Below are 17808 nucleotides of genomic sequence, written 5' to 3'. Positions count from 1 at the left end.
TCAAGGTTAGTATAGCTTCATTCGGCTTGAACCATTCAGGCAATGGCATAAGCTGCCGGACTGGAAGATGGAGGATCTTTCCGGTTATCTGCCGAATGATGTCGGCGCGGCGGCCGCAGGGGAGAGAGACAGATGAACAGCATTTCCGTCCATCCAAATGGCGCCAGGCCGGACAAGCCCTGGCTTGCCGCCTATCCCGATATCGTTCCGGCAGAGATTCCGCCGCTGGAATATGCCTCACTTGCCGAACTGCTGGAAAAATCCTGCGCCCGTTACGCCGACCGAATCGCCTTTTCCAGCATAGGCAGGGGGATGCGCTACCGCGAACTGGAAAGCCAGACGCGCAAGGTCGCCGCCTGGCTGCAGAGCACCGGCCTTCAGAAGGGCGACCGCGTCGCCGTGATGATGCCGAACGTGCTGCAGAACCCGATTGCCACCTATGCCATCCTGCGCGCCGGCCTGGTGGTGGTGAACGTCAACCCGCTCTATACACCGCGCGAACTCGAACACCAGTTGAAGGATTCCGGCGCCAAGGCGATCTTCGTGCTGGAGAATTTCGCCCGCACGGTGGAGCAGGTTCTCAACAAGACGGACCTTCGCCATGTCGTCGTCACCTCGCTCGGGGAAATGCTCGGGCCGAAGGGGCTGATCGTCAATTTCGTCGTGCGCAAGGTGAAGAAGCTCGTTCCCTCCTGGTCGATCCCTCAGCACAAGAGCTTCGGCCAGGTGCTCCGCGAAGGTGCGGGAAAAAAGCTCCAGCCGGTCACGCTGGCGGGCAGCGACATCGCCTTCCTGCAATATACCGGCGGCACGACGGGCGTTGCCAAGGGCGCGGTGCTAACGCATCAGAACCTGCTCGCCAACAAGGTGCAGCTGTCGCTCTGGCTTCGATCGGCCTTCGAGCGCAAGAAAGAGCCGGAGGTGCTGAATTTCCTCTGCGCCCTGCCGCTCTACCACATCTTCGCGCTGACGGTGAATTCGCTGATGGGCATGTCGCTCGGCGCCCACAATATCCTGATCGCCAATCCGCGCGACATTCCCGGTCTCGTCAAGGAATTCGAAAAGTCGAAGGTCCATATCTTCCCCGGCCTCAACACGCTGTTCAATGCGCTGATGAACAATGCCGATTTCGCCAAGCTCGACTTCTCCTCGCTGATCATGTCGCTCGGCGGCGGTATGGCTGTGCAGCGCCCGGTCGCTGATCGCTGGCTGAAGATGACAGGCACAGCCGTGACGGAGGGCTATGGCCTTTCCGAGACATCGCCCGTTGCCACCGCCAACCGCTTCGATTCGGCTGAGTTCACCGGCACGATCGGTCTGCCGCTTCCCTCCACCGAACTCGACATCCGCGACGAGGCGGGCAATTCGCTGCCGCTCGGCGACGTCGGCGAGATCTGCATCCGCGGGCCGCAGGTGATGGCGGGCTACTGGCAGAAGCCGGAGGAGACGGCGCGAGTGATGACCGATGACGGCTACTTCCGCTCGGGCGACATGGGCTTCATGGACGACCGCGGCTACACCAAGATCGTCGACCGCAAGAAGGACATGATCCTCGTCTCGGGCTTCAACGTCTATCCGAACGAGATCGAGGAAGTCGCCGCCATGCATGCCGGCATCCTCGAGGCCGCAGCCATCGGCGTGCCGGACGGGCATTCTGGCGAGGCGGTAAAACTCTTCGTCGTCAGGAAGGATCCGAACCTGACGGAAGCGGAGGTAAAAGCCCACTGCATCGCCAACCTCACCAACTACAAGCGGCCGCGCTTCATCGAGTTCCGCACCGAGCTGCCGAAGTCGCCGGTCGGCAAGATCCTGCGCAAGGACCTGCGCGGCTGAATTTGACGATCTGATGAATTAGAGCCTTCCTGGTCAGATTGAAGCTGACCAGGAAGGCTCTAAGGGCCATCCGCTTGCCGCGGGTGGCTTTTTTCTATTTCGGCAGGTGGCTGAACTTGATTTGCGAGTGATAAAGCGAATAGTTTCCGCAACCTTTCCGCCTCCAAAGGAGCCTCCCATGAACGCCATCGTCGAACAGCTGAAAAGCACCGCTGATGCCACCAAGGCGACCGATATCCGTGCCGCCTTCGCCGCCGATTCGCAGCGCTTTTCGCGCTTTTCCGTCTCGCTTGACGACCTGCTGATGGATTTTTCCAAGACGGCAGTGAATGACGACATCCTCAAGCTCTTGGTGAAGCTCGCCGAAGACGGCGGCGTCGAGAAGAAGCGCGAGGAAATGTTCTCCGGCAAGGCGATCAATTTCACCGAGGACCGCGCCGTTCTGCACACCGCGCTGCGCAACCGCTCCAACACGCCGGTTCTGGTCGACGGCAAGGACGTCATGCCCGACGTCAATTCCGTGCTTGCCGCCATGGGCAAGTTTGCCGACGACGTCCGCTCCGGCACGCTGAAGGGTGCGACCGGCAAGGCGATCACCGATGTCGTCAATATCGGCATCGGCGGCTCGGATCTCGGCCCTGTCATGGCGACGCTGGCGCTTGCCCCCTTCCATGACGGCCCGCGCGCGCATTTCGTCTCCAATATCGACGGCGCCCATATCGCCGACATCCTGAAGCTGGTGCAGCCGGAAACGACGCTGTTCATCGTCGCCTCGAAGACCTTCACCACCGTCGAGACGATGACCAATGCCCAGACGGCGCGTAATTTCATCGCCAAGGCGCTCGGCGAAGCGGCCGTGCAGCACCATTTCGCCGCCGTCTCGACAGCGCTCGACAAGGTCGCCGCCTTCGGCATCGACAGTGCCCGCGTCTTCGGCTTCTGGGACTGGGTCGGCGGCCGTTACTCGATCTGGTCGGCGATCGGCCTGCCGCTGATGATCGCCGTCGGGCCGGAGAATTTCGGCAAATTTCTCGACGGCGCCCATGCCGTCGACAATCATTTCCGTAAGGCGCCGATTACCGAAAACCTGCCGATGCTGCTCGGCCTGATCGGCTTCTACCACCGCAATGTGCTCGGTTACCCCACACGCGCCATCCTGCCTTACGACCAGCGCCTGTCGCGCTTCCCGGCCTACCTGCAGCAGCTCGACATGGAATCGAACGGCAAGGGTGTCACCATCGACGGCACGCCGGTCGAGGGCAATTCCGGCCCTGTCGTCTGGGGCGAGCCCGGTACCAACGGCCAGCACGCCTTCTATCAGCTCATCCATCAGGGCACGAGCATCATCCCGGCCGAATTCATGATCGCCGCCAACGCCTTCGAGCCGGAGCTGCGCCACCAGCACCAGCTGCTGATCTCCAACGTGCTTGCCCAGTCGGAAGCGCTGATGAAGGGACGCACCTTCGAAGAAGCCAAGAAGCAGCTGACCGACAAAGGCATGGACGACAAAAAGGCCGATTTCATCGCGCCGCACCGCGTCTTCACCGGCAACCGGCCGTCGATCACCTTCGTCTACGACAAGCTGACGCCTTACGCGCTCGGCCGCCTGATCGCGCTCTACGAACACCGCGTCTTCGTCGAAGGCGTGCTCTTCCGCATCAACTCCTTCGACCAGTGGGGCGTCGAGCTCGGCAAGGAACTGGCGACGGGCCTGCTGCCGGTCGTCGAAGGCAAAGAGAGTGCGGCATCGCATGATTCATCGACGCAGGGCCTGGTTGCTGCGCTGGCGAAGCTTGCGAAGTAAGTATTGAAGGGTCTGCCCAGGATTGGGTTGCCCCTCACCCTAACCCCACCGGGGTCGAGCCACTCGTCTCGACCCGTCCTATGGACCCCCTTAAACGGGGCGAGGGGACGAGCCCCACGAGAGGTGAGTGAGGAATGGAGAGAGCGCGGCATGTCCTCTTCTCCCCTCGGGGAGAAGGTGCCGGCAGGCGGATGAGGGGGCCTCACGGCACACCCTTCACCTCATATCCTATGCTGCCAAACCAACGGCAAACGCCGCAGAAGACTGGCTTCGCCGGCCCCCTCATCCGCCCTACGGGCACCTTCTCCCCGCTGGGGAGAAGAGGGAATCGAGAGGTTGCGGCTTAAGCCTTAAAGCCCAATCTCACGTGCCCAGGGCGGATTGGCGCCGGCGCGGGAGACGGTGACGGAGGCGGCTTTGGCGCCGAGGGTCAGGGCGTTGTGGAGTGCCTTTTCGTCGAGCGAGGCGACCTGAGGCTTGGTCAGCAGATTGTCCATCTTCAAGGAAGCCAGGATGCCGGCATCGAAAGTGTCGCCGGCGCCGACCGTGTCGACGACGGTGACGCGTTGGCTCGGGACCGTGACTTTGCGCTCCCTGGTATAACCGGAAGCACCTTCCGCGCCCTTGGTGATGACGACGAGTTTGGCGCCGTGGTTCAGCCAATGGGCGGCGAGCGCATCATGGTCTCCCTGCAAGCCGAACCATTCGAGGTCTTCGTCGGAGAATTTGACGATGTCGGACTTGCCGGCCATGCGCTTGATGCGGGCCATATGCGACGGCTTGTCCTTGATGAAACCCGGACGAATATTCGGATCGAGCGAGATGACGCGGCGAGCGGCTTCGCGGTCGAGCAGGGCTTCATAGGTTTCGCCGCAGGGGCTGGGGATCAGGCTGATTGCGCCGAAATGCAAGGCCTCGCAATCGTCGCCGAGATCCGGCAGGTCGGCCGTGGTGATCATCCGGCCGGCCGTACCCTCGTCGTAGAAGGCATAGGTCGCCTGGCCGTTGACCAGCTTGACGAAGGCAATGGTCGACGGACGTGGCGTGATGGCGCACGGGCTGTAATCGACATTGCTGGCCTTCAGCGTCTCGAGCAGGATTTCGCCCATCATGTCATCGGCAATGCCGGTGAAGAAGGCGGTGGGGATGCCGAGGCGGCCGAGCGCGATTGCGGTGTTGAAGATCGCGCCGCCGGCATAGGGCGCAAAGCCCTTTTCCCCGAGGGTCGTGTCCCTCGGCAGCATGTCGATCAAGGCTTCGCCGCAGCACAAAATCATCGTATTCCTCCCAACAGCACTGATATGTTCATCAACCGATTAAGCGAGCTTTTGTCAATAGCTAGAGCGAAAGCTCACTAACCCCACCATTCCTTCCCGACCAGGCCAGCGGCGCATCGAGGAAGGCCTCGACTTCCGACAGCGTCTTGTCGTCAAAGAGCTTCTGCTCCTTGGCGACGGCGAGAACATTACGCCAGGTCGCGATGTGATGCAGCCTGACCTTGCCGTCAGCAAAGCGCTGTTCGCCGAAGATGCCGTAGAAAAACAGCGCGATGCCGTGATCGACGATACCGCCGGCGGTACGGACCGCATCGATGAACTTGAACATGCTGCCGCCTGCTGTCGTCAGGTCTTCGATGACGAGCACGCGCGACCCTTCCGGCATGTTGCCTTCGATCTGGGCATTGCGGCCATGGCCCTTCGGCTGCTTGCGGACATAGATCATCGGCAGGCCGAGGCGGTCGGCCAGCAGGGCGGCGAAGGGAATGCCGGCGGTCTCGCCGCCGGCGATGCAATCGAACTGCTCGAAACCGGCATCGCGCAGCAGGGTGCTGGCGGCGAAATCCATCACCGTCGAGCGGATGCGCGGGAAGGAGAGCAGCTTGCGGCAATCGATATAGACCGGGCTCGCCATGCCGGAGGAGAGTTTATAGGGCTGGGCGGCATTAAAATGCACCGCCTTGATCTCCCAGAGCATCTTGGCCAGCAATTCGGCCATCACGGCGCGATCGGGAAATGTGGTCTGGATCATGCGGCTCTCCTTCGGCTTGGATCCTTGCGGGAATAGCAGCAAGAGCCCGACGTTTCCAGACGAAAGGCGCGCTCATTATCGCAGCAGACGGCCGATATCGGCGATCTGCATCTTCTTGAACAGGGCGATCGCCTGGGCGCCCTCCTCCGCATCGAGCGAAACGGCATAACGCACGCCAGCGGCAAGCAGCTGCATTGTCAGCCGCGCGATCGCCAGCAGCTCCTTGCGGTCGCGATCCGGCCATAGACGGACAAGCACGGTGAGAAATGCCTGGGCATGAAATTCCATGTCCTCGGCATCGACCTGCTGCAGCAGCTTGTCGGTATGGGTCGCATGCCAGATGTCGCGCATGACAGGCTCGCGGCGGAAGAAGGCGTAATATTCATCGGCGATATTGGCGAGCGCGCCCTGCAGGGCCGCAGCGTCGGTCACCTTCGCCAATTCCTCTTCGACGCACCGCCTGCCCTCTTCGTTGAAGCGCTCGGCCAATGTGCGGATGATCGAGGTCTTGTCGGGGAAATATTGGTAGAGGGCGCCGAAGGAAAGACCGGCCTTTTCGACGATCTCGCTCATCTTCAAGCCGTCGCTGCCATGGCTTTCGATCAGTTGCGAGGCAACCACGAGGATCTTTTCGAAGCGGTCGCGGCCGCGCTGCTGGCTGGGGATGCGGCGCAGCTGGCCGGTAGATTCCTGCTGGCGCCTGCGCGTTGCGACCGGCTGTTCCGACATGCTCTCTCCTTTTCCACGTTGACAAACAAAATAAGAGAGATTATCTCATTTTGCAAATGAGAGAGTTTCTCTTGTTTGCAAAATTTGGAAGGAGTTTTGACATGCAGGATTCCGAAATCGTCCTCGTCGGCGGATCGGGAAAGACCGGCGGCCGCATCATCAAGCGTCTGGAAGCGCGCGGCCTCACCGTTCGCGCGGCATCGCGCTCCAGCGCACGTCCCTTCGACTGGGAGGACAGGTCGACCTGGCGCGCCGCGCTTGAGGGCGCATCGAGCGCCTATGTCGCCTTCCAGCCGGACCTTGCCGTCGCCTGGGCGGCAGAGGCGATCGAAGCACTCGCCAAGGTCGCGGTGGACTGCGGCCTTGAGCATATCGTGCTGCTCTCCGGCCGCGGCGAAGAGAGCGCGCAGCGCAGCGAGGCAGCGCTGACGACGTCCGGCATTGACACCACCATCCTGCGCGCCTCCTGGTTCTGCCAGAACTTCAGCGAGGGCGCCTTTGTCGAGCAGATCATTGGCGGCAGGCTGCAATTGCCGGCGGGCGAGATCGGCGAACCTTTCATCGATGCCGACGACATCGCCGATGTCGCCGCCGCCGCCCTGACCGATCCGCGCCACCGCAACCAGACCTACGAGTTGACCGGCCCTCGGGCGCTGACCTTCCGCCAGGCGGTCGGCGAAATCGCCGCGGCCGCTGGGCGGCCGATCGAATATCAGCAGGTGTCGATGGCGGATTTCACCCGCGGGCTTGCGGATGCCGGCCTGCCGCAGGGTCTGATCGATCTTCTGGAGGAGCTCTTCGGCCAGGTACTCGATGGGCGAAATTCCAACGTGATGGGCGGTGTCGCCGAAATTCTTGGCCGCCCCGCCACCGATTTCAGCGAATATGCCCGCCGGACCGCGGCAACCGGAATATGGAGCGCCTGACCATGCAGATCATTCTCATCCTTTCCCTCGTCGCTGCGGCGATCGGCAGCGGCCTTGTCGCCGGCATCTTCTTCGCCTTCTCGACTTTCATCATGACCGCCTTCTCGCGGATTCCGGCAGAGCAAGGCATCGCGGCGATGAACTCGATCAACGTGACAATCGTCCGCTCGCCCTTCATGGGCCTCTTCGTGCCGACAGCGATCCTCTGCATCGTCATCGCCGTGCTTGCCCTGATCGACTGGCGCGGCGGGGCATCTTTTCTGATGCTGGCCGGGGCAGCCCTCTACGTCTTCGCCTCCTTCGTCTCGACCATCGTCTTCAACGTGCCGATGAACGATGCGCTGGCGAAGGTCGCCGGCAACGGGCCGGAAGCGGTTCAGCTCTGGACCAGCTATGTCAGGGACTGGACATGGTGGAACCATGTGAGGACGATCGCCTCGCTGCTGACCTCGGTCGCCTTCGTGCGGGCGCTGATGATCGTCTGAGAAGCAAGCGGAGGAGCAGCCTATCCCAGCTATTTGCCAGCATCCCGGCTTCGGAAAACGCGCCAAGCTGAGATCAGAGCAAGCAACAAGAGCAACCCTGCCAGACCAGCCCACAGAGAGCCGCCTTGCGTGAGATTGTCACCGTCAGGAGTGAGGCAACTGGATAATGCTTGAGATATGCAATCTCGAAATTTCCAGTACCTTTCATAGAATAACCATCCGAAAAAAATCGACAGAAGCGTTAAAATCAAGACTGAAACGTATTTCATTTTGTTCCTCCCTGCAGACATTGCCGCGAGCAAAACTCTGCGGAAAGGTCGCATCCTATAACGAGGAAATCTCGCCAGCCAAATTCGTCGCCGGTGCAGCAGATGGCGCGTGGGGTGCTCCATCAGATAGGCGCTCACCCACCCTCATTCCTGTGCTCGTCACAGGCAGGAATCGGGTGGTTGGTTTCGAGGCGGCATGCGACGTTGAGCCGATTGCAGCGAAAGGACCGTCATGTTCACACTTCACGATTATCTGCCGTCGCAAAATGGCTGGAAGGTCAGGGTTTTGCTCGGCCTGCTCGACATGCCCTATCGCAGCCGTATCGTCTCGATCTTCGAGGGCGAGAGCCGCGCCGAGGCGTTTCTGAAACTCAATCCGGTGGGCGCCATCCCGGTTCTCGAACTCGACGACGGGCGTGCGATCGCCGAATCCAATGCGATCCTCACTTTCCTCTCCGAGGGCACGCGCTTCCTGCCGTCAGATCACTATCGGCGCGCCAAGGTCATGCAATGGCTGTTTTTCGAACAATATCATGTCGAGCCGGTCATCGGCTCGCTGCGCTTCTGGACGTTGACGGGACGGCTGGAGCGTAACCAGAGCATGGTCGCGGGCAAGCGCGAAGCCGCAGCCCGCGCGCTTGCCGCCATCGATCGCGGCCTCAGCGACAACCTGTTTCTTGTCGGCCAGCAGCTGACGATCGCGGATATCGCCGTTTACGCCTATAGCCACCGGGTCGAGGATTGCGGGTTTTCTCTCGCAGCCTATCCCGCCTTCGTCGCCTGGTCTGAGCGCGTTCGAGATGCCATCGGGGCCGATTATCCGGTCTATCCCTATAGCATCGACCCGCATTCCGATGCCGGCGCGGTACTGTAGACTATGCCTGCTCGCAAAAGGCGATGCGGTTGCTGAAGGGGTCGGTGACGGTCATCTCCAGCCCCCACGGCGCTTCCTCGACTCCGGGCTTCATGTATCGGTAATCCTTGCCGGCAAGTTCGGCGTGATAGGCCCGGACATTGGCGACGCGAACGAAGGCCTTGGCGCCGGGGCTGGCGTCGCCGGAATGTTCGCTCAGGTGCAGCGCCATGCCGTCACGAGAGACCTGGCAATAGAGCGGAAAATTTTCGCCGAAGCGGTGCTCCCAATCGAGATGGAAGCCCAGAAAGCCGCAATAGAATTCCATGGCCTTTTCGACCGAGAAGATGCGGAAGATCGGCATCGGCGGCTCGATGCCGACGACCGAGCGGGAGGCGGCGGCCTCCTCAATCTTGGCCGAGAGGATATTCCATTGATCGAGCCCGAACTGCCGGGCTACGATTTCGAGCGTTTCGCTGTGGGTGAGCGAAATGTCGCGGTCGGCCAGGGCCTGCCGCAATGTCTTTGCCATGAGCTTGGCATCGCGAAAATCGCGCATGATGTCATCCTTCCGTTGACGGCAAACAGGAAGATCAGTGCCCGCGTCTGCTGACCCGTTCGCCATCGATCGCCAAACGGCAAGGATGTGAAGGATGTTGTCTGGATGCATTCACCATAACGCCAGAACATCAAACTCGAGCGTCGCGGGGCGGCTGGCCGCATCCGGCCGACGGCGATAGTATGAGAGGATCGCTCGGCGATCAAGACGCGGTGCGCGCTGCCTCGACGGGAACGGCCTGCAGGTGGCCGGCAAGCTCGACCCGGTTGCGGCCGGCGCGCTTGGCGACATAAAGCGCCTTGTCGGCGGCGCTCAGCATGGCGTCGAAATCCTGCGGCTTCGAGCGGCCGGGCGCGACGCCGACGCTGACCGTGCATGTCAGCACCTCGTCATCGATATGGATCTCGCGCGCCTCGAAAGCCCGGCGGATGCGCTCGGCCGTGAGTTCCGCCCGGCCGGGCATGATCTCCTTCAGCACCAGCGCAAATTCCTCGCCGCCGAGCCGGGCGGCGGTGTCGCCGGTGCGGCAGCTGGCCGCGAGTTCGCCGGCGAAGACCTTGAGCACGCGGTCGCCGGCGGCATGGCCGAAGCGGTCGTTGACGGATTTGAAATGGTCGATGTCGAAGACGATGACGGCGGTGGTCGTGCCCATCGGGCGCATGCCGTACGCGTCGAACAGGGCGCGGCGGTTGAGCAGGCCGGTCAGCGGATCGGTGATCGCATCGAGACGGTGGCGGGCAGCGAGCCGCCATTGATGCAGCGCCAGCGACAGCGCACCGATCCCGGTCATGCCGGCGATGCAGACGGCGAGGCTGAGATCTTCCGCCCAGTTGCTGGGCGCCTTGCCGAGCACCAGCTTGCCGTCGGAGATCAGCACGGCGGCGCAGAGGACGAAGGAGATCGCCGTCAGCGTATAGAGCGCGGTAATGCCGAGGAGCGGCGCGGGTGCTTCGGCGCGGGCGAGCCAATATTGCCGGGCGGTGGCAAAGAGCAAAAGGGCGATGGCGAGGTTGTCGGCGATGAAGGCCAGGCCGTCATATCCCGATAGCATCGGCACGATGGAGAAGACCATCGCGGCAAGCGCCCGGATCGCGATGGCCGGGATGGACAGGCGGCCGGTGAGGAATTGTTTGCCGGCGCCCCAGATGGTGGCAAAACCGGCATGAAACAGCACGAAATTGGCGACGCCCAGCCATGTCTCCGGCCTGTTCACATAGGCGCTGTAGACGAAAATGCCGCTGACGACGAGGACCAGGCCGACGGTGGCGGTGAGCAGCACTGTTTCCGCCCGGCGGACAATCCAACCGCCCATCAGCGTGACGGCCAAGCATGCCGCGGAGACGCCGAGCGCCAACAAGAGGGAGTTGTAGTCAAGCGTCATGCTTTTCAGTCTCCGCAGCTAGTATCGCGCCGGATGATGTTGGTAGCTTATGGGCTCCGCGACGAGGAATGTCTTATGCATCCGTTAACAAATGATGCACTGCACAATGCAAATGTTACGCGTTTAACGTCGCGCCGAACTTTAAGATGAATATTCTATTTAAAATTGAATTCTGAAAGCTTACGCCTGCTGCACCACCTGCCAATGCAGGGGAAACATCGGATCGAACACCGTCACCGGACCGGCGCCGGTTTCAATCCTCGCGGGAAAGACGACCGGCTCGGCCTGCCTTGACAGGGTGATGCGCTCCTCGTTCGGCTGCAGCCCGTACCAGGCCGGCCCGTTCAGCGACACGAAGGCTTCGAGCCGCTCCAGGGCGCTTTCCTGTTCGAAGACATGGGCGAGGCAGCTCATCGTATTGACCGAGGTATAGATGCCGGCGCAGCCGCAGCCGCATTCCTTCAGCGGATCGACATGCGGGGCGGAATCCGTGCCGAGGAAGAAGCGGGCGTCACCGCTGACGGCAGCTGCGCGCAAGGCCAGCCGGTGGTTTTCACGCTTGGCGACCGGCAGGCAGTAATAATGCGGGCGGATGCCGCCGACGAGGATGGCGTTGCGGTTGATGATCAGATGGTGGGTGGTGATCGAGCCGGCGAGATTGCCTTTGGCCGCCTTGATGTAATCGACGCCATCCGATGTCGTCACGTGCTCCATCGTCACCTTCAGCTCCGGCAGGCGCCGCCGCAGCGGATCGAGCACGGTCTCGATGAAGACCGCCTCGCGATCGAAGATATCGACCTCCGGCGTCGTCACCTCGCCATGGACGCAGAGCGGCAGGCCGATCTTTGCCATACGCTCCAACACCGGCATCGCCTTTTCCATGTCGCGCACGCCGCCATGCGAATTGGTCGTGGCGCCGGCGGGATAAAGCTTCACGGCGGTGATGAGACCGCTGTACTTACCCTCCTCCACGTCATCGGGGCTGGTATGTTCGGTCAGATAAAGCGTCATCAGCGGCTGGAAGCGATGGCCGTCCGGCAAGACCTTGAGGATACGCTCGCGATAGGCCTTGGCGTCGGCGGTGGTGACGACCGGCGGCACGAGATTGGGCATGATGATGGCGCGGGCGAAGGTGCGGCTCGTATCGGCGATCACGCCCTCCAGCATGGCGCCGTCGCGCAGATGCAGGTGCCAGTCATCAGGACGGCGGATGGTGATCGATTGCATGGCAGGCCTCCGAAGCGATGCGTCTGCCGTCTCGATAACACTAAAGCCGGCCGCATAGAAATTGATTCATGCGACCCGCTTTAGCTCTTTTTTCATGCATGTCGTTATCCCGGAACCAGGGCATTACGCCAGCGCGATCTCCAGCGTCACATCGGCCGGGCGGCGGTTATCGAGGATCAGCCGGCCGTTCGGCAGGTCGTTGCCGTAGACCTTGGCGTTGGCGGCCTCTTCGGTGAGGTTATAGCCGCGCCAGCGCGCCCAGAGCCGCTCCTCGAGTACCTCGATCGGCGGCGCCAGCATGATCGAAAAGTCGAAGACGCCTTCGAGCTCGGCCCATTTCCCCAGCGAAAAGAGCAGATAATTGCCCTCGACGATGATGAAGCGATGATCGGGGGAAACGGGACGGGCCGACGCGATGGCGAGTTCACGCGAGCGGTCGAAGACCGGCACCAGAACCTCCTGATCGGCCAGCCTAACGGCACGGATGATATCGAGGAAACCGCGGACATCGAAGGTCTCGGGGATGCCCTTGCGCGCCAGCAGGCCGCGTTCGATCAGGATGGCGTTGTCCATGTGGAAGCCATCCATCGGCAGGACTTCGGCACTTTCGCCCCTGGCTTTCAGCGCTTCCGCCAGATTGTCGGCCATGGTCGATTTGCCGGCACCCGGCGGTCCGGCGATGGCGACCAGGAAACGCTTGGAATGGCCGGCGCGGTCAAGAACTGCGCCGGCGATTTCATCGATGCGTGCATTCATGCGGCGACGGGCTCCGTCGGCACCGCCTTGGCGCCGGTCATGAAGGCGACGGCGTCGGACATGGTGTATTCCTTCGGATCGATCACCGTCAGCCGGCGGCCGAGACGGTGGATATGGATCCGGTCGGCTACTTCGAAGACATGCGGCATGTTGTGGGAGATCAGCACGATCGGCAGGCCGCGGGCGCGCACGTCGAGGATCAGTTCCAGCACGCGGCGGCTTTCCTTGACGCCAAGGGCTGCCGTCGGTTCGTCCATGATGATGACCTTCGAGCCGAAGGCGGCGGCGCGGGCGACCGCGACACCCTGGCGCTGACCGCCGGAGAGCGTTTCCACGGCCTGATTGATGTTCTGGATGGTCATCAGGCCGAGTTCGGACAGCTTGTTGCGCGCCAGCTTTTCCATGGCCGGCCGGTCGAGCATGCGGAACATCGAACCGAGCACGCCCGGTTTGCGGATCTCGCGGCCGAGGAACATGTTGTCGGCGATCGACAGCGCCGGCGACAAAGCGAGATTCTGATAGACGGTCTCGATGCCGGCGTCGCGCGCCTCCATCGGCGAGCGGAACTGCACCTGCCGGCCTTCCAGCGTGATCACCCCCTCGTCCGGGGTGACGGCGCCCGATATCGCCTTGATGAGCGAGGATTTGCCGGCGCCGTTATCGCCGATGACGGCGAGGATTTCACCCGGATAGAGGTCGAAATCGGCATTGTCGAGTGCGGTCACGCGGCCATAACGCTTGACGAGACCGCGGGCGGTGAGAAGGGGTTCGCGAGCCATGATTACACCGAAACCTTTCTGATCCACTGATCGATGGCGACGGCGGCAATGATCAGCACGCCTGTCAAAAGGACTTTCCATTGCGGGTCGGCGCCGAGCATGTTGAGGCCCATCGAGACGACGCCGACGATCATGGCACCGAAGAGCGTGCCGAGAATGGAACCGCGGCCGCCGAACAGCGAGATGCCGCCGATCACAGTCGCAGTGATCGCCTGGAGGTTAAAATCGGTGACGGCCGAGGACGGCGAGATCGAGCCGTTACGGCCGATCGAGACCCAGGCGGCCAAGCCGGCAATGACGCCTGATATGGCGTAAACGGTCAGCAGCACCTTCTTGGTCTGAATGCCCGAGAGCTTGGCTGCCTCCGGATCGTCGCCGACCGCATAGACATGCCGGCCCCAGGCGGTGTGATTGAGGACATACCAGAGCACCAGGACGAGCAGCACCATGGCGATGACGCCGAGGGTCAGCACGGCGCTGCCGAGCTTGAAGCTCACGGCGAAAAGATGCAGCAGCGGCGCCTTTTCGTCGACGTCGGTGTCGCGGATCGTCTCATTGGCGGAGTAGATGAAATTCGTCGCCATGACGATGTTCCAGGTGCCGAGCGTGACGATGAAGGGCGGCAGCTTCATGTAGGCGACGAGGAAGCCGTTCAGCAATCCGCAAAGGCCGCCGACAAGCATGCCGGCTGCGACCGCGATCGGCGTCGGTATGCCGTAGGTGATGGCGACATTGCCCATGATCACCGCCGAGATCACCATGATGACGCCGATCGAAAGATCGATGCCGGCGGTCAGGATGACCAGCGTCTGGGCGGCGCCGAGAATACCGACGATGGCGATCTGCTGCAGGATGAGCGTCAGCGTATAGGACGAGAAGAACCGTCCGCCGATGGTGATCCCGAAAATGATGATCGCCAGCACCAGCACGATCAGCGGCACGGCGGCCGGCGTCGAGTGCAGAAAATGCTGCGCGCGCTTGATCAGCGAGACTTTCTCGTGCTCGAAGGAGGCAACGCTCTTGTCGCTGCCGTCGAGGACACGTTCGAATTCCTGTGTTCCGGTCATGGTTCCTCCTCCGCATCCGCGCACCGAACTCGCGCGGGGGCCGTCACCGATATCCATCCGGTCTTTGATTAGCCGGTTCGTGAGGCGACGGAACATCGTCCGTCGAAAACGGCCGGGGATCAAGCCCCGGCCGGTCTGCTTTCAGCAATCAGGGCTCAGCCCCAGCACTTGTCCGTGCCTTCCTTGGTGTCGATCGACTTGACGCCGGAGACCGGCTTGTCGGTGACGAGCGAGACGCCGGTGTCGAAGAAGGACTTGCCTTCGGTCGGCTTCGGCTTTTCACCACTGTCGGCGAACTTCTTGATCGCTTCGACGCCAAGGGCTGCCATCATCAGCGGATATTGCTGCGAGGTGGCGCCGATGACACCTTCCTTGACCGACTTCACACCCGGGCAACCGCCGTCGACCGAGACGATCAGCACGTTCTTTTCCATGCCCACGGCCTTCAGCGCCTGATAGGCGCCGACAGCGGCCGGCTCATTGATCGTGTGGATGACGTTGATGCTCGGATCCTTCTGGAGAAGGTTTTCCATGGCCTTGCGGCCGCCTTCTTCATTGCCGTTGGTCACGTCATGACCGACTATGCGGGCATCGTCCTCGTCGCCGATCTTGTTCGGGTCCTTCGGATCGATGCCGAAGCCCATCATGAAGCCCTGGTCGCGCAGAACGTCGACCGTCGGCTGCGACGGGGTCAGGTCGAGGAAGCCGACCTTGGCATCCTTGGCCTTGTCGCCCATCGTTTCCTTGGCCCACTGGCCGATCAGCTTGCCGGCGAGCAGGTTGTCGGTGGCGAAGGTGGCGTCGGCGGCATCGGCCGGCTCGAGCGGTGTGTCGAGAGCGATGACCAGCAGGCCGGCTTCACGCGCCTTCTTGACCGAAGACACGATGCCCTTGGTGTCGGAAGCAGCAATCAGGATGCCCTTTGCGCCGTCGGCAATGCAGCTTTCGATCGCGGCCACCTGGCTTTCGCTGTCACCGTCGACCTTGCCGGCATAGGACTTCAGCGAGACGCCGAGTTCCTTGGCCTTGGCCGTCGCACCTTCCTTCATCTTGACGAAGAAGGGGTTGGTGTCGGTCTTGGTGATGAGGCAGGCAGCAACGTCAGCCGCCATGACAGGAGCGGAAAAGGTGACACCAAGCGCGAGCGCGCCGAAAGCGAGAACAGATTTCTTCATGGAACTCCTCCCAGAGTTTGCCGGCGCCGCCCCTGCGGGGCCGGAAGCTTAAGATATGACACTTCGCCGTGGATCGCTAATGCCTCCCAGCGGTCCCGTGCCCTTGACGACGGCAATTAAGAGCGAAAAGAAATTGGCTTGTCAATAAATAAATCCAATTGAATTATTAATTCGATGTGGCATGCTCCATCGAATTAGGGCATAGGCCAACAATCGGGAGGAGCGGCCATGTCGTCCTTGGATGGACCGGAACACACGCCGGTCCCGCCACCAATTCTGAATCCGGCCGGCGGTGCAAACCAGGTCAGGGTGCGAGCCTATAACGAACGGCTCGTGCTGTCGCTGGTGCGTCTCTACGGCACGCTGTCGAAGGCCGATATTGCGCGCCGCAGCGGGCTGTCGGCGCAGACCGTCTCCGTCATCATGCGGGTGCTGGAAAAGGAAGGGCTGCTGTCGCGCGGGGAACCGGTGCGCGGCCGTGTCGGCCAGCCGTCGATCCCGATGCATATCAATCCCGACGCCGTCTATTCCTTCGGCTTGAAGATGGGCCGGCGCAGCGCCGATCTGGTGCTGATGGATTTCGTCGGCCGCATCCGCATGCAGTTGCACCGGACCTATGCCTATCCGCTGCCGGATGAAATCCTCGCCTTCGTCACCTCGGGCATCCGGGAGCTCGAAGACCGGCTCGACGACAAGCAGCGCAGCCGCATCGCCGGCCTCGGCATCGCCGCCCCTTTCGAGCTCTGGAACTGGGCCGAAGAAGTGGGTGCGCCGCCAGGCGCCATGGAGGTCTGGCGCGACGTGGACCTGCAGGCCGACATCGCCGCCCGCGTCTCCCATCCGGTCTTCATGCAGAACGATGCGACCAGCGCCTGCGGCGCCGAGCTCGTCTTCGGCGTCGGACCGTCCTATCCGGATTTCGTCTATTTCTTCATCGGCTCCTTCATCGGCGGCGGCATCGTCCTGAATTCGGCAATCTTTTCCGGCCGCACCGGCACGGCGGGGGCGATCGGGCCGCTGCCCGTGCGCGGCAAGAACGGCGAGACGATGCAGCTGCTTGAAATCGCCTCGATTTTCGTGCTCGAAAACATGCTGCGCGAGCGCGGCATCGATCCCGAGCCGCTCTGGTATTCCGCCGACGGCTGGGTGGATTTCGGCGAACCGATGGAAGCCTGGATCCAGGATAGCGCCAAGGCGCTGGCGCAGGCGATCGTTGCCGCCGCCTCGATCGTCGATTTCAGCGCGGCTGTCATCGACGGCGGCTTTCCCGATTGGGTGCGCAGCCGTGTGGTCCAGGCCACGATCGACGAAGCCGCCAAGCTCGACCTGCAGGGCGTCGTCATGCCCGAAATCATCGAGGGCGCGGTCGGCGCGCAGGCGCGCGCCATCGGCGGCGCCAGCCTGCCGATCTTTGCGCGTTACCTCACCGACCAGAACGTACTCTTCAAGGAGGTAGACCATGCTGAAAGGACTTGATCCGCTGTTGAGCCCGGAGCTGCTTTTTACGCTTCGCGCCATGGGCCACGGCGACGAGATCGCCATCGTCGACGGTAATTATCCCGGCGTCGAACATGCCCGCCGGCTGATCCGGCTCGACGGCCACCACCTCATCCCGGTTCTCAACGCCGTGCTCAGCGTGCTGCCGATCGACGATTTCGTGGCGGAAGCGATCTTCCGCTCGACCGTCAGGGCCGAGCGCGACAAGCTCGACCCCGTGCATGAGGAGATGATCGACTGCTGCGCGCGCCACGAACCGCACCGACAGGTGGTGCCGCTGATAGGCCAGGATTTCTACGGAAGGGTGAAGACCGCCCATGCGTTGATCCAGACCGGCGAGCCCAGGCTCTATGCCAACATCATCCTGCGCAAGGGCGTGATCTATCCGAAAGAGCCGGGCACCCATGCGGCGGCCGGGGTCGATCCGTTCGTCTACTAGC

17 protein-coding genes are annotated in these 17808 nt (G+C 62.1%); 7 read left to right on the top strand and 10 right to left on the bottom strand.

Annotation, left to right across the window (positions count from 1 at the left end; genetic code table 11):
* Positions 1-132: 132 nt before the first annotated feature.
* Both ELH03_RS00650 and pgi read left to right on the top strand, forming a co-directional pair.
* A complete protein-coding gene (locus ELH03_RS00650) occupies positions 133-1833 on the top strand; it encodes a long-chain fatty acid--CoA ligase (RefSeq protein ID WP_128400864.1) in 1701 nt (566 codons plus the stop codon).
* 178 nt (positions 1834-2011) lie between these two features.
* Positions 2012-3637 carry a glucose-6-phosphate isomerase gene (gene pgi, locus ELH03_RS00645; RefSeq protein WP_128400863.1) on the top strand — a complete coding sequence of 542 codons (1626 nt, stop codon included), beginning with the start codon at positions 2012-2014 and terminating at the stop codon, positions 3635-3637.
* Positions 3638-3987: 350 nt separating this feature from the next.
* On the opposite strand, the gene ELH03_RS00640 is transcribed toward pgi, so the two are convergent.
* From ELH03_RS00640 to ELH03_RS00630, 3 genes are all read right to left on the bottom strand, one after another.
* Positions 3988-4914 (bottom strand): carbohydrate kinase family protein, encoded by a 927-nt coding sequence (locus ELH03_RS00640; protein ID WP_128411967.1) that lies wholly within the window; start codon positions 4912-4914, stop codon positions 3988-3990.
* A gap of 61 nt (positions 4915-4975) precedes the next feature.
* On the bottom strand, positions 4976-5665 hold the full coding sequence (locus ELH03_RS00635) for an orotate phosphoribosyltransferase (RefSeq protein ID WP_128400861.1): 690 nt from the start codon (positions 5663-5665) through the stop codon (positions 4976-4978).
* Between the two features lie 75 nt (positions 5666-5740).
* On the bottom strand, positions 5741-6394 hold the full coding sequence (locus tag ELH03_RS00630; protein ID WP_128411966.1) for a TetR/AcrR family transcriptional regulator: 654 nt from the start codon (positions 6392-6394) through the stop codon (positions 5741-5743).
* 101 nt (positions 6395-6495) lie between these two features.
* Between ELH03_RS00630 and ELH03_RS00625 the strand changes: the two genes are divergently transcribed.
* The 3 genes from ELH03_RS00625 (at position 6496) to ELH03_RS00610 (ending at position 8948) form a co-directional block, all read left to right on the top strand.
* Complete coding sequence (locus ELH03_RS00625; RefSeq protein WP_130765854.1) at positions 6496-7320, top strand: NmrA family NAD(P)-binding protein; 825 nt, start codon at positions 6496-6498, stop codon at positions 7318-7320.
* Positions 7308-7805: an anthrone oxygenase family protein gene (locus tag ELH03_RS00620; RefSeq protein WP_197727691.1), complete on the top strand. Its 498-nt coding sequence runs from the start codon at positions 7308-7310 to the stop codon at positions 7803-7805. The genes ELH03_RS00625 and ELH03_RS00620 overlap by 13 nt, the downstream gene beginning before the upstream one ends.
* Positions 7806-8306: 501 nt before the next feature.
* Complete coding sequence (locus ELH03_RS00610) at positions 8307-8948, top strand: glutathione S-transferase family protein (RefSeq protein ID WP_128400857.1); 642 nt, start codon at positions 8307-8309, stop codon at positions 8946-8948.
* Position 8949: 1 nt separating this feature from the next.
* Here ELH03_RS00610 and ELH03_RS00605 read toward each other — a convergent pair whose 3' ends face one another.
* From ELH03_RS00605 to ELH03_RS00575, 7 genes are all read right to left on the bottom strand, one after another.
* Entirely contained in the window at positions 8950-9486 is a 537-nt protein-coding gene (locus ELH03_RS00605; protein WP_128400856.1) for a glyoxalase superfamily protein, read from the bottom strand.
* 202 nt (positions 9487-9688) lie between these two features.
* Positions 9689-10867 (bottom strand): GGDEF domain-containing protein, encoded by a 1179-nt coding sequence (locus ELH03_RS00600; protein ID WP_130765853.1) that lies wholly within the window; start codon positions 10865-10867, stop codon positions 9689-9691.
* 180 nt (positions 10868-11047) lie between these two features.
* The gene (gene pyrC / locus ELH03_RS00595; RefSeq protein WP_128411962.1) at positions 11048-12094 is read right to left on the bottom strand and encodes a dihydroorotase; all 1047 of its coding nucleotides are present in this window, start codon (positions 12092-12094) and stop codon (positions 11048-11050) included.
* A 123-nt stretch (positions 12095-12217) separates the two neighbouring features.
* Positions 12218-12850, bottom strand: a complete 633-nt coding sequence (locus tag ELH03_RS00590; RefSeq protein ID WP_128400853.1) for a nucleoside triphosphate hydrolase — start codon at positions 12848-12850, stop codon at positions 12218-12220.
* Positions 12847-13629, bottom strand: a complete 783-nt coding sequence (locus ELH03_RS00585; protein WP_003556145.1) for an ATP-binding cassette domain-containing protein — start codon at positions 13627-13629, stop codon at positions 12847-12849. The genes ELH03_RS00590 and ELH03_RS00585 overlap by 4 nt, the downstream gene beginning before the upstream one ends.
* Before the next feature lie 2 nt (positions 13630-13631).
* Entirely contained in the window at positions 13632-14696 is a 1065-nt protein-coding gene (locus ELH03_RS00580) for an ABC transporter permease (RefSeq protein WP_065275864.1), read from the bottom strand.
* A 155-nt stretch (positions 14697-14851) separates the two neighbouring features.
* Positions 14852-15871 (bottom strand): sugar ABC transporter substrate-binding protein, encoded by a 1020-nt coding sequence (locus ELH03_RS00575; RefSeq protein ID WP_027681927.1) that lies wholly within the window; start codon positions 15869-15871, stop codon positions 14852-14854.
* A gap of 228 nt (positions 15872-16099) precedes the next feature.
* On the opposite strand from ELH03_RS00575, the gene ELH03_RS00570 reads away from it, so the two are divergent.
* Together ELH03_RS00570 and ELH03_RS00565 are read left to right on the top strand one after the other, a co-directional pair.
* A complete protein-coding gene (locus ELH03_RS00570) occupies positions 16100-17347 on the top strand; it encodes an ROK family transcriptional regulator (RefSeq protein WP_128400852.1) in 1248 nt (415 codons plus the stop codon).
* Entirely contained in the window at positions 17331-17807 is a 477-nt protein-coding gene (locus ELH03_RS00565; RefSeq protein ID WP_128411961.1) for an RbsD/FucU family protein, read from the top strand. The genes ELH03_RS00570 and ELH03_RS00565 overlap by 17 nt, the downstream gene beginning before the upstream one ends.
* The last annotated feature ends 1 nt before the right edge of the window (position 17808 follow it).

Origin of the sequence: Rhizobium beringeri (genome assembly GCF_004306515.1) — a bacterium.
Lineage (GTDB): Bacteria > Pseudomonadota > Alphaproteobacteria > Rhizobiales > Rhizobiaceae > Rhizobium > Rhizobium beringeri.
Note: the sequence above shows the minus strand (reverse complement) of the source record. Positions and strands in the feature narration are given on the sequence as shown.

What these genes read in the sequence shown, in the direction of transcription:
- ELH03_RS00650 (WP_128400864.1), top strand. Translation starts at nt 133, where the DNA reads ATGAACAGCATTTCCGTCCATCCAAATGGCGCCAGGCCGGACAAGCCC.
- pgi (WP_128400863.1), top strand. Translation starts at nt 2,012, where the DNA reads ATGAACGCCATCGTCGAACAGCTGAAAAGCACCGCTGATGCCACCAAG.
- ELH03_RS00640 (WP_128411967.1), bottom strand. Translation starts at nt 4,914, where the DNA reads ATGATTTTGTGCTGCGGCGAAGCCTTGATCGACATGCTGCCGAGGGAC.
- ELH03_RS00635 (WP_128400861.1), bottom strand. Translation starts at nt 5,665, where the DNA reads ATGATCCAGACCACATTTCCCGATCGCGCCGTGATGGCCGAATTGCTG.
- ELH03_RS00630 (WP_128411966.1), bottom strand. Translation starts at nt 6,394, where the DNA reads ATGTCGGAACAGCCGGTCGCAACGCGCAGGCGCCAGCAGGAATCTACC.
- ELH03_RS00625 (WP_130765854.1), top strand. Translation starts at nt 6,496, where the DNA reads ATGCAGGATTCCGAAATCGTCCTCGTCGGCGGATCGGGAAAGACCGGC.
- ELH03_RS00620 (WP_197727691.1), top strand. Translation starts at nt 7,308, where the DNA reads ATGGAGCGCCTGACCATGCAGATCATTCTCATCCTTTCCCTCGTCGCT.
- ELH03_RS00610 (WP_128400857.1), top strand. Translation starts at nt 8,307, where the DNA reads ATGTTCACACTTCACGATTATCTGCCGTCGCAAAATGGCTGGAAGGTC.
- ELH03_RS00605 (WP_128400856.1), bottom strand. Translation starts at nt 9,486, where the DNA reads ATGCGCGATTTTCGCGATGCCAAGCTCATGGCAAAGACATTGCGGCAG.
- ELH03_RS00600 (WP_130765853.1), bottom strand. Translation starts at nt 10,867, where the DNA reads ATGACGCTTGACTACAACTCCCTCTTGTTGGCGCTCGGCGTCTCCGCG.
- pyrC (WP_128411962.1), bottom strand. Translation starts at nt 12,094, where the DNA reads ATGCAATCGATCACCATCCGCCGTCCTGATGACTGGCACCTGCATCTG.
- ELH03_RS00590 (WP_128400853.1), bottom strand. Translation starts at nt 12,850, where the DNA reads ATGAATGCACGCATCGATGAAATCGCCGGCGCAGTTCTTGACCGCGCC.
- ELH03_RS00585 (WP_003556145.1), bottom strand. Translation starts at nt 13,629, where the DNA reads ATGGCTCGCGAACCCCTTCTCACCGCCCGCGGTCTCGTCAAGCGTTAT.
- ELH03_RS00580 (WP_065275864.1), bottom strand. Translation starts at nt 14,696, where the DNA reads ATGACCGGAACACAGGAATTCGAACGTGTCCTCGACGGCAGCGACAAG.
- ELH03_RS00575 (WP_027681927.1), bottom strand. Translation starts at nt 15,871, where the DNA reads ATGAAGAAATCTGTTCTCGCTTTCGGCGCGCTCGCGCTTGGTGTCACC.
- ELH03_RS00570 (WP_128400852.1), top strand. Translation starts at nt 16,100, where the DNA reads ATGTCGTCCTTGGATGGACCGGAACACACGCCGGTCCCGCCACCAATT.
- ELH03_RS00565 (WP_128411961.1), top strand. Translation starts at nt 17,331, where the DNA reads ATGCTGAAAGGACTTGATCCGCTGTTGAGCCCGGAGCTGCTTTTTACG.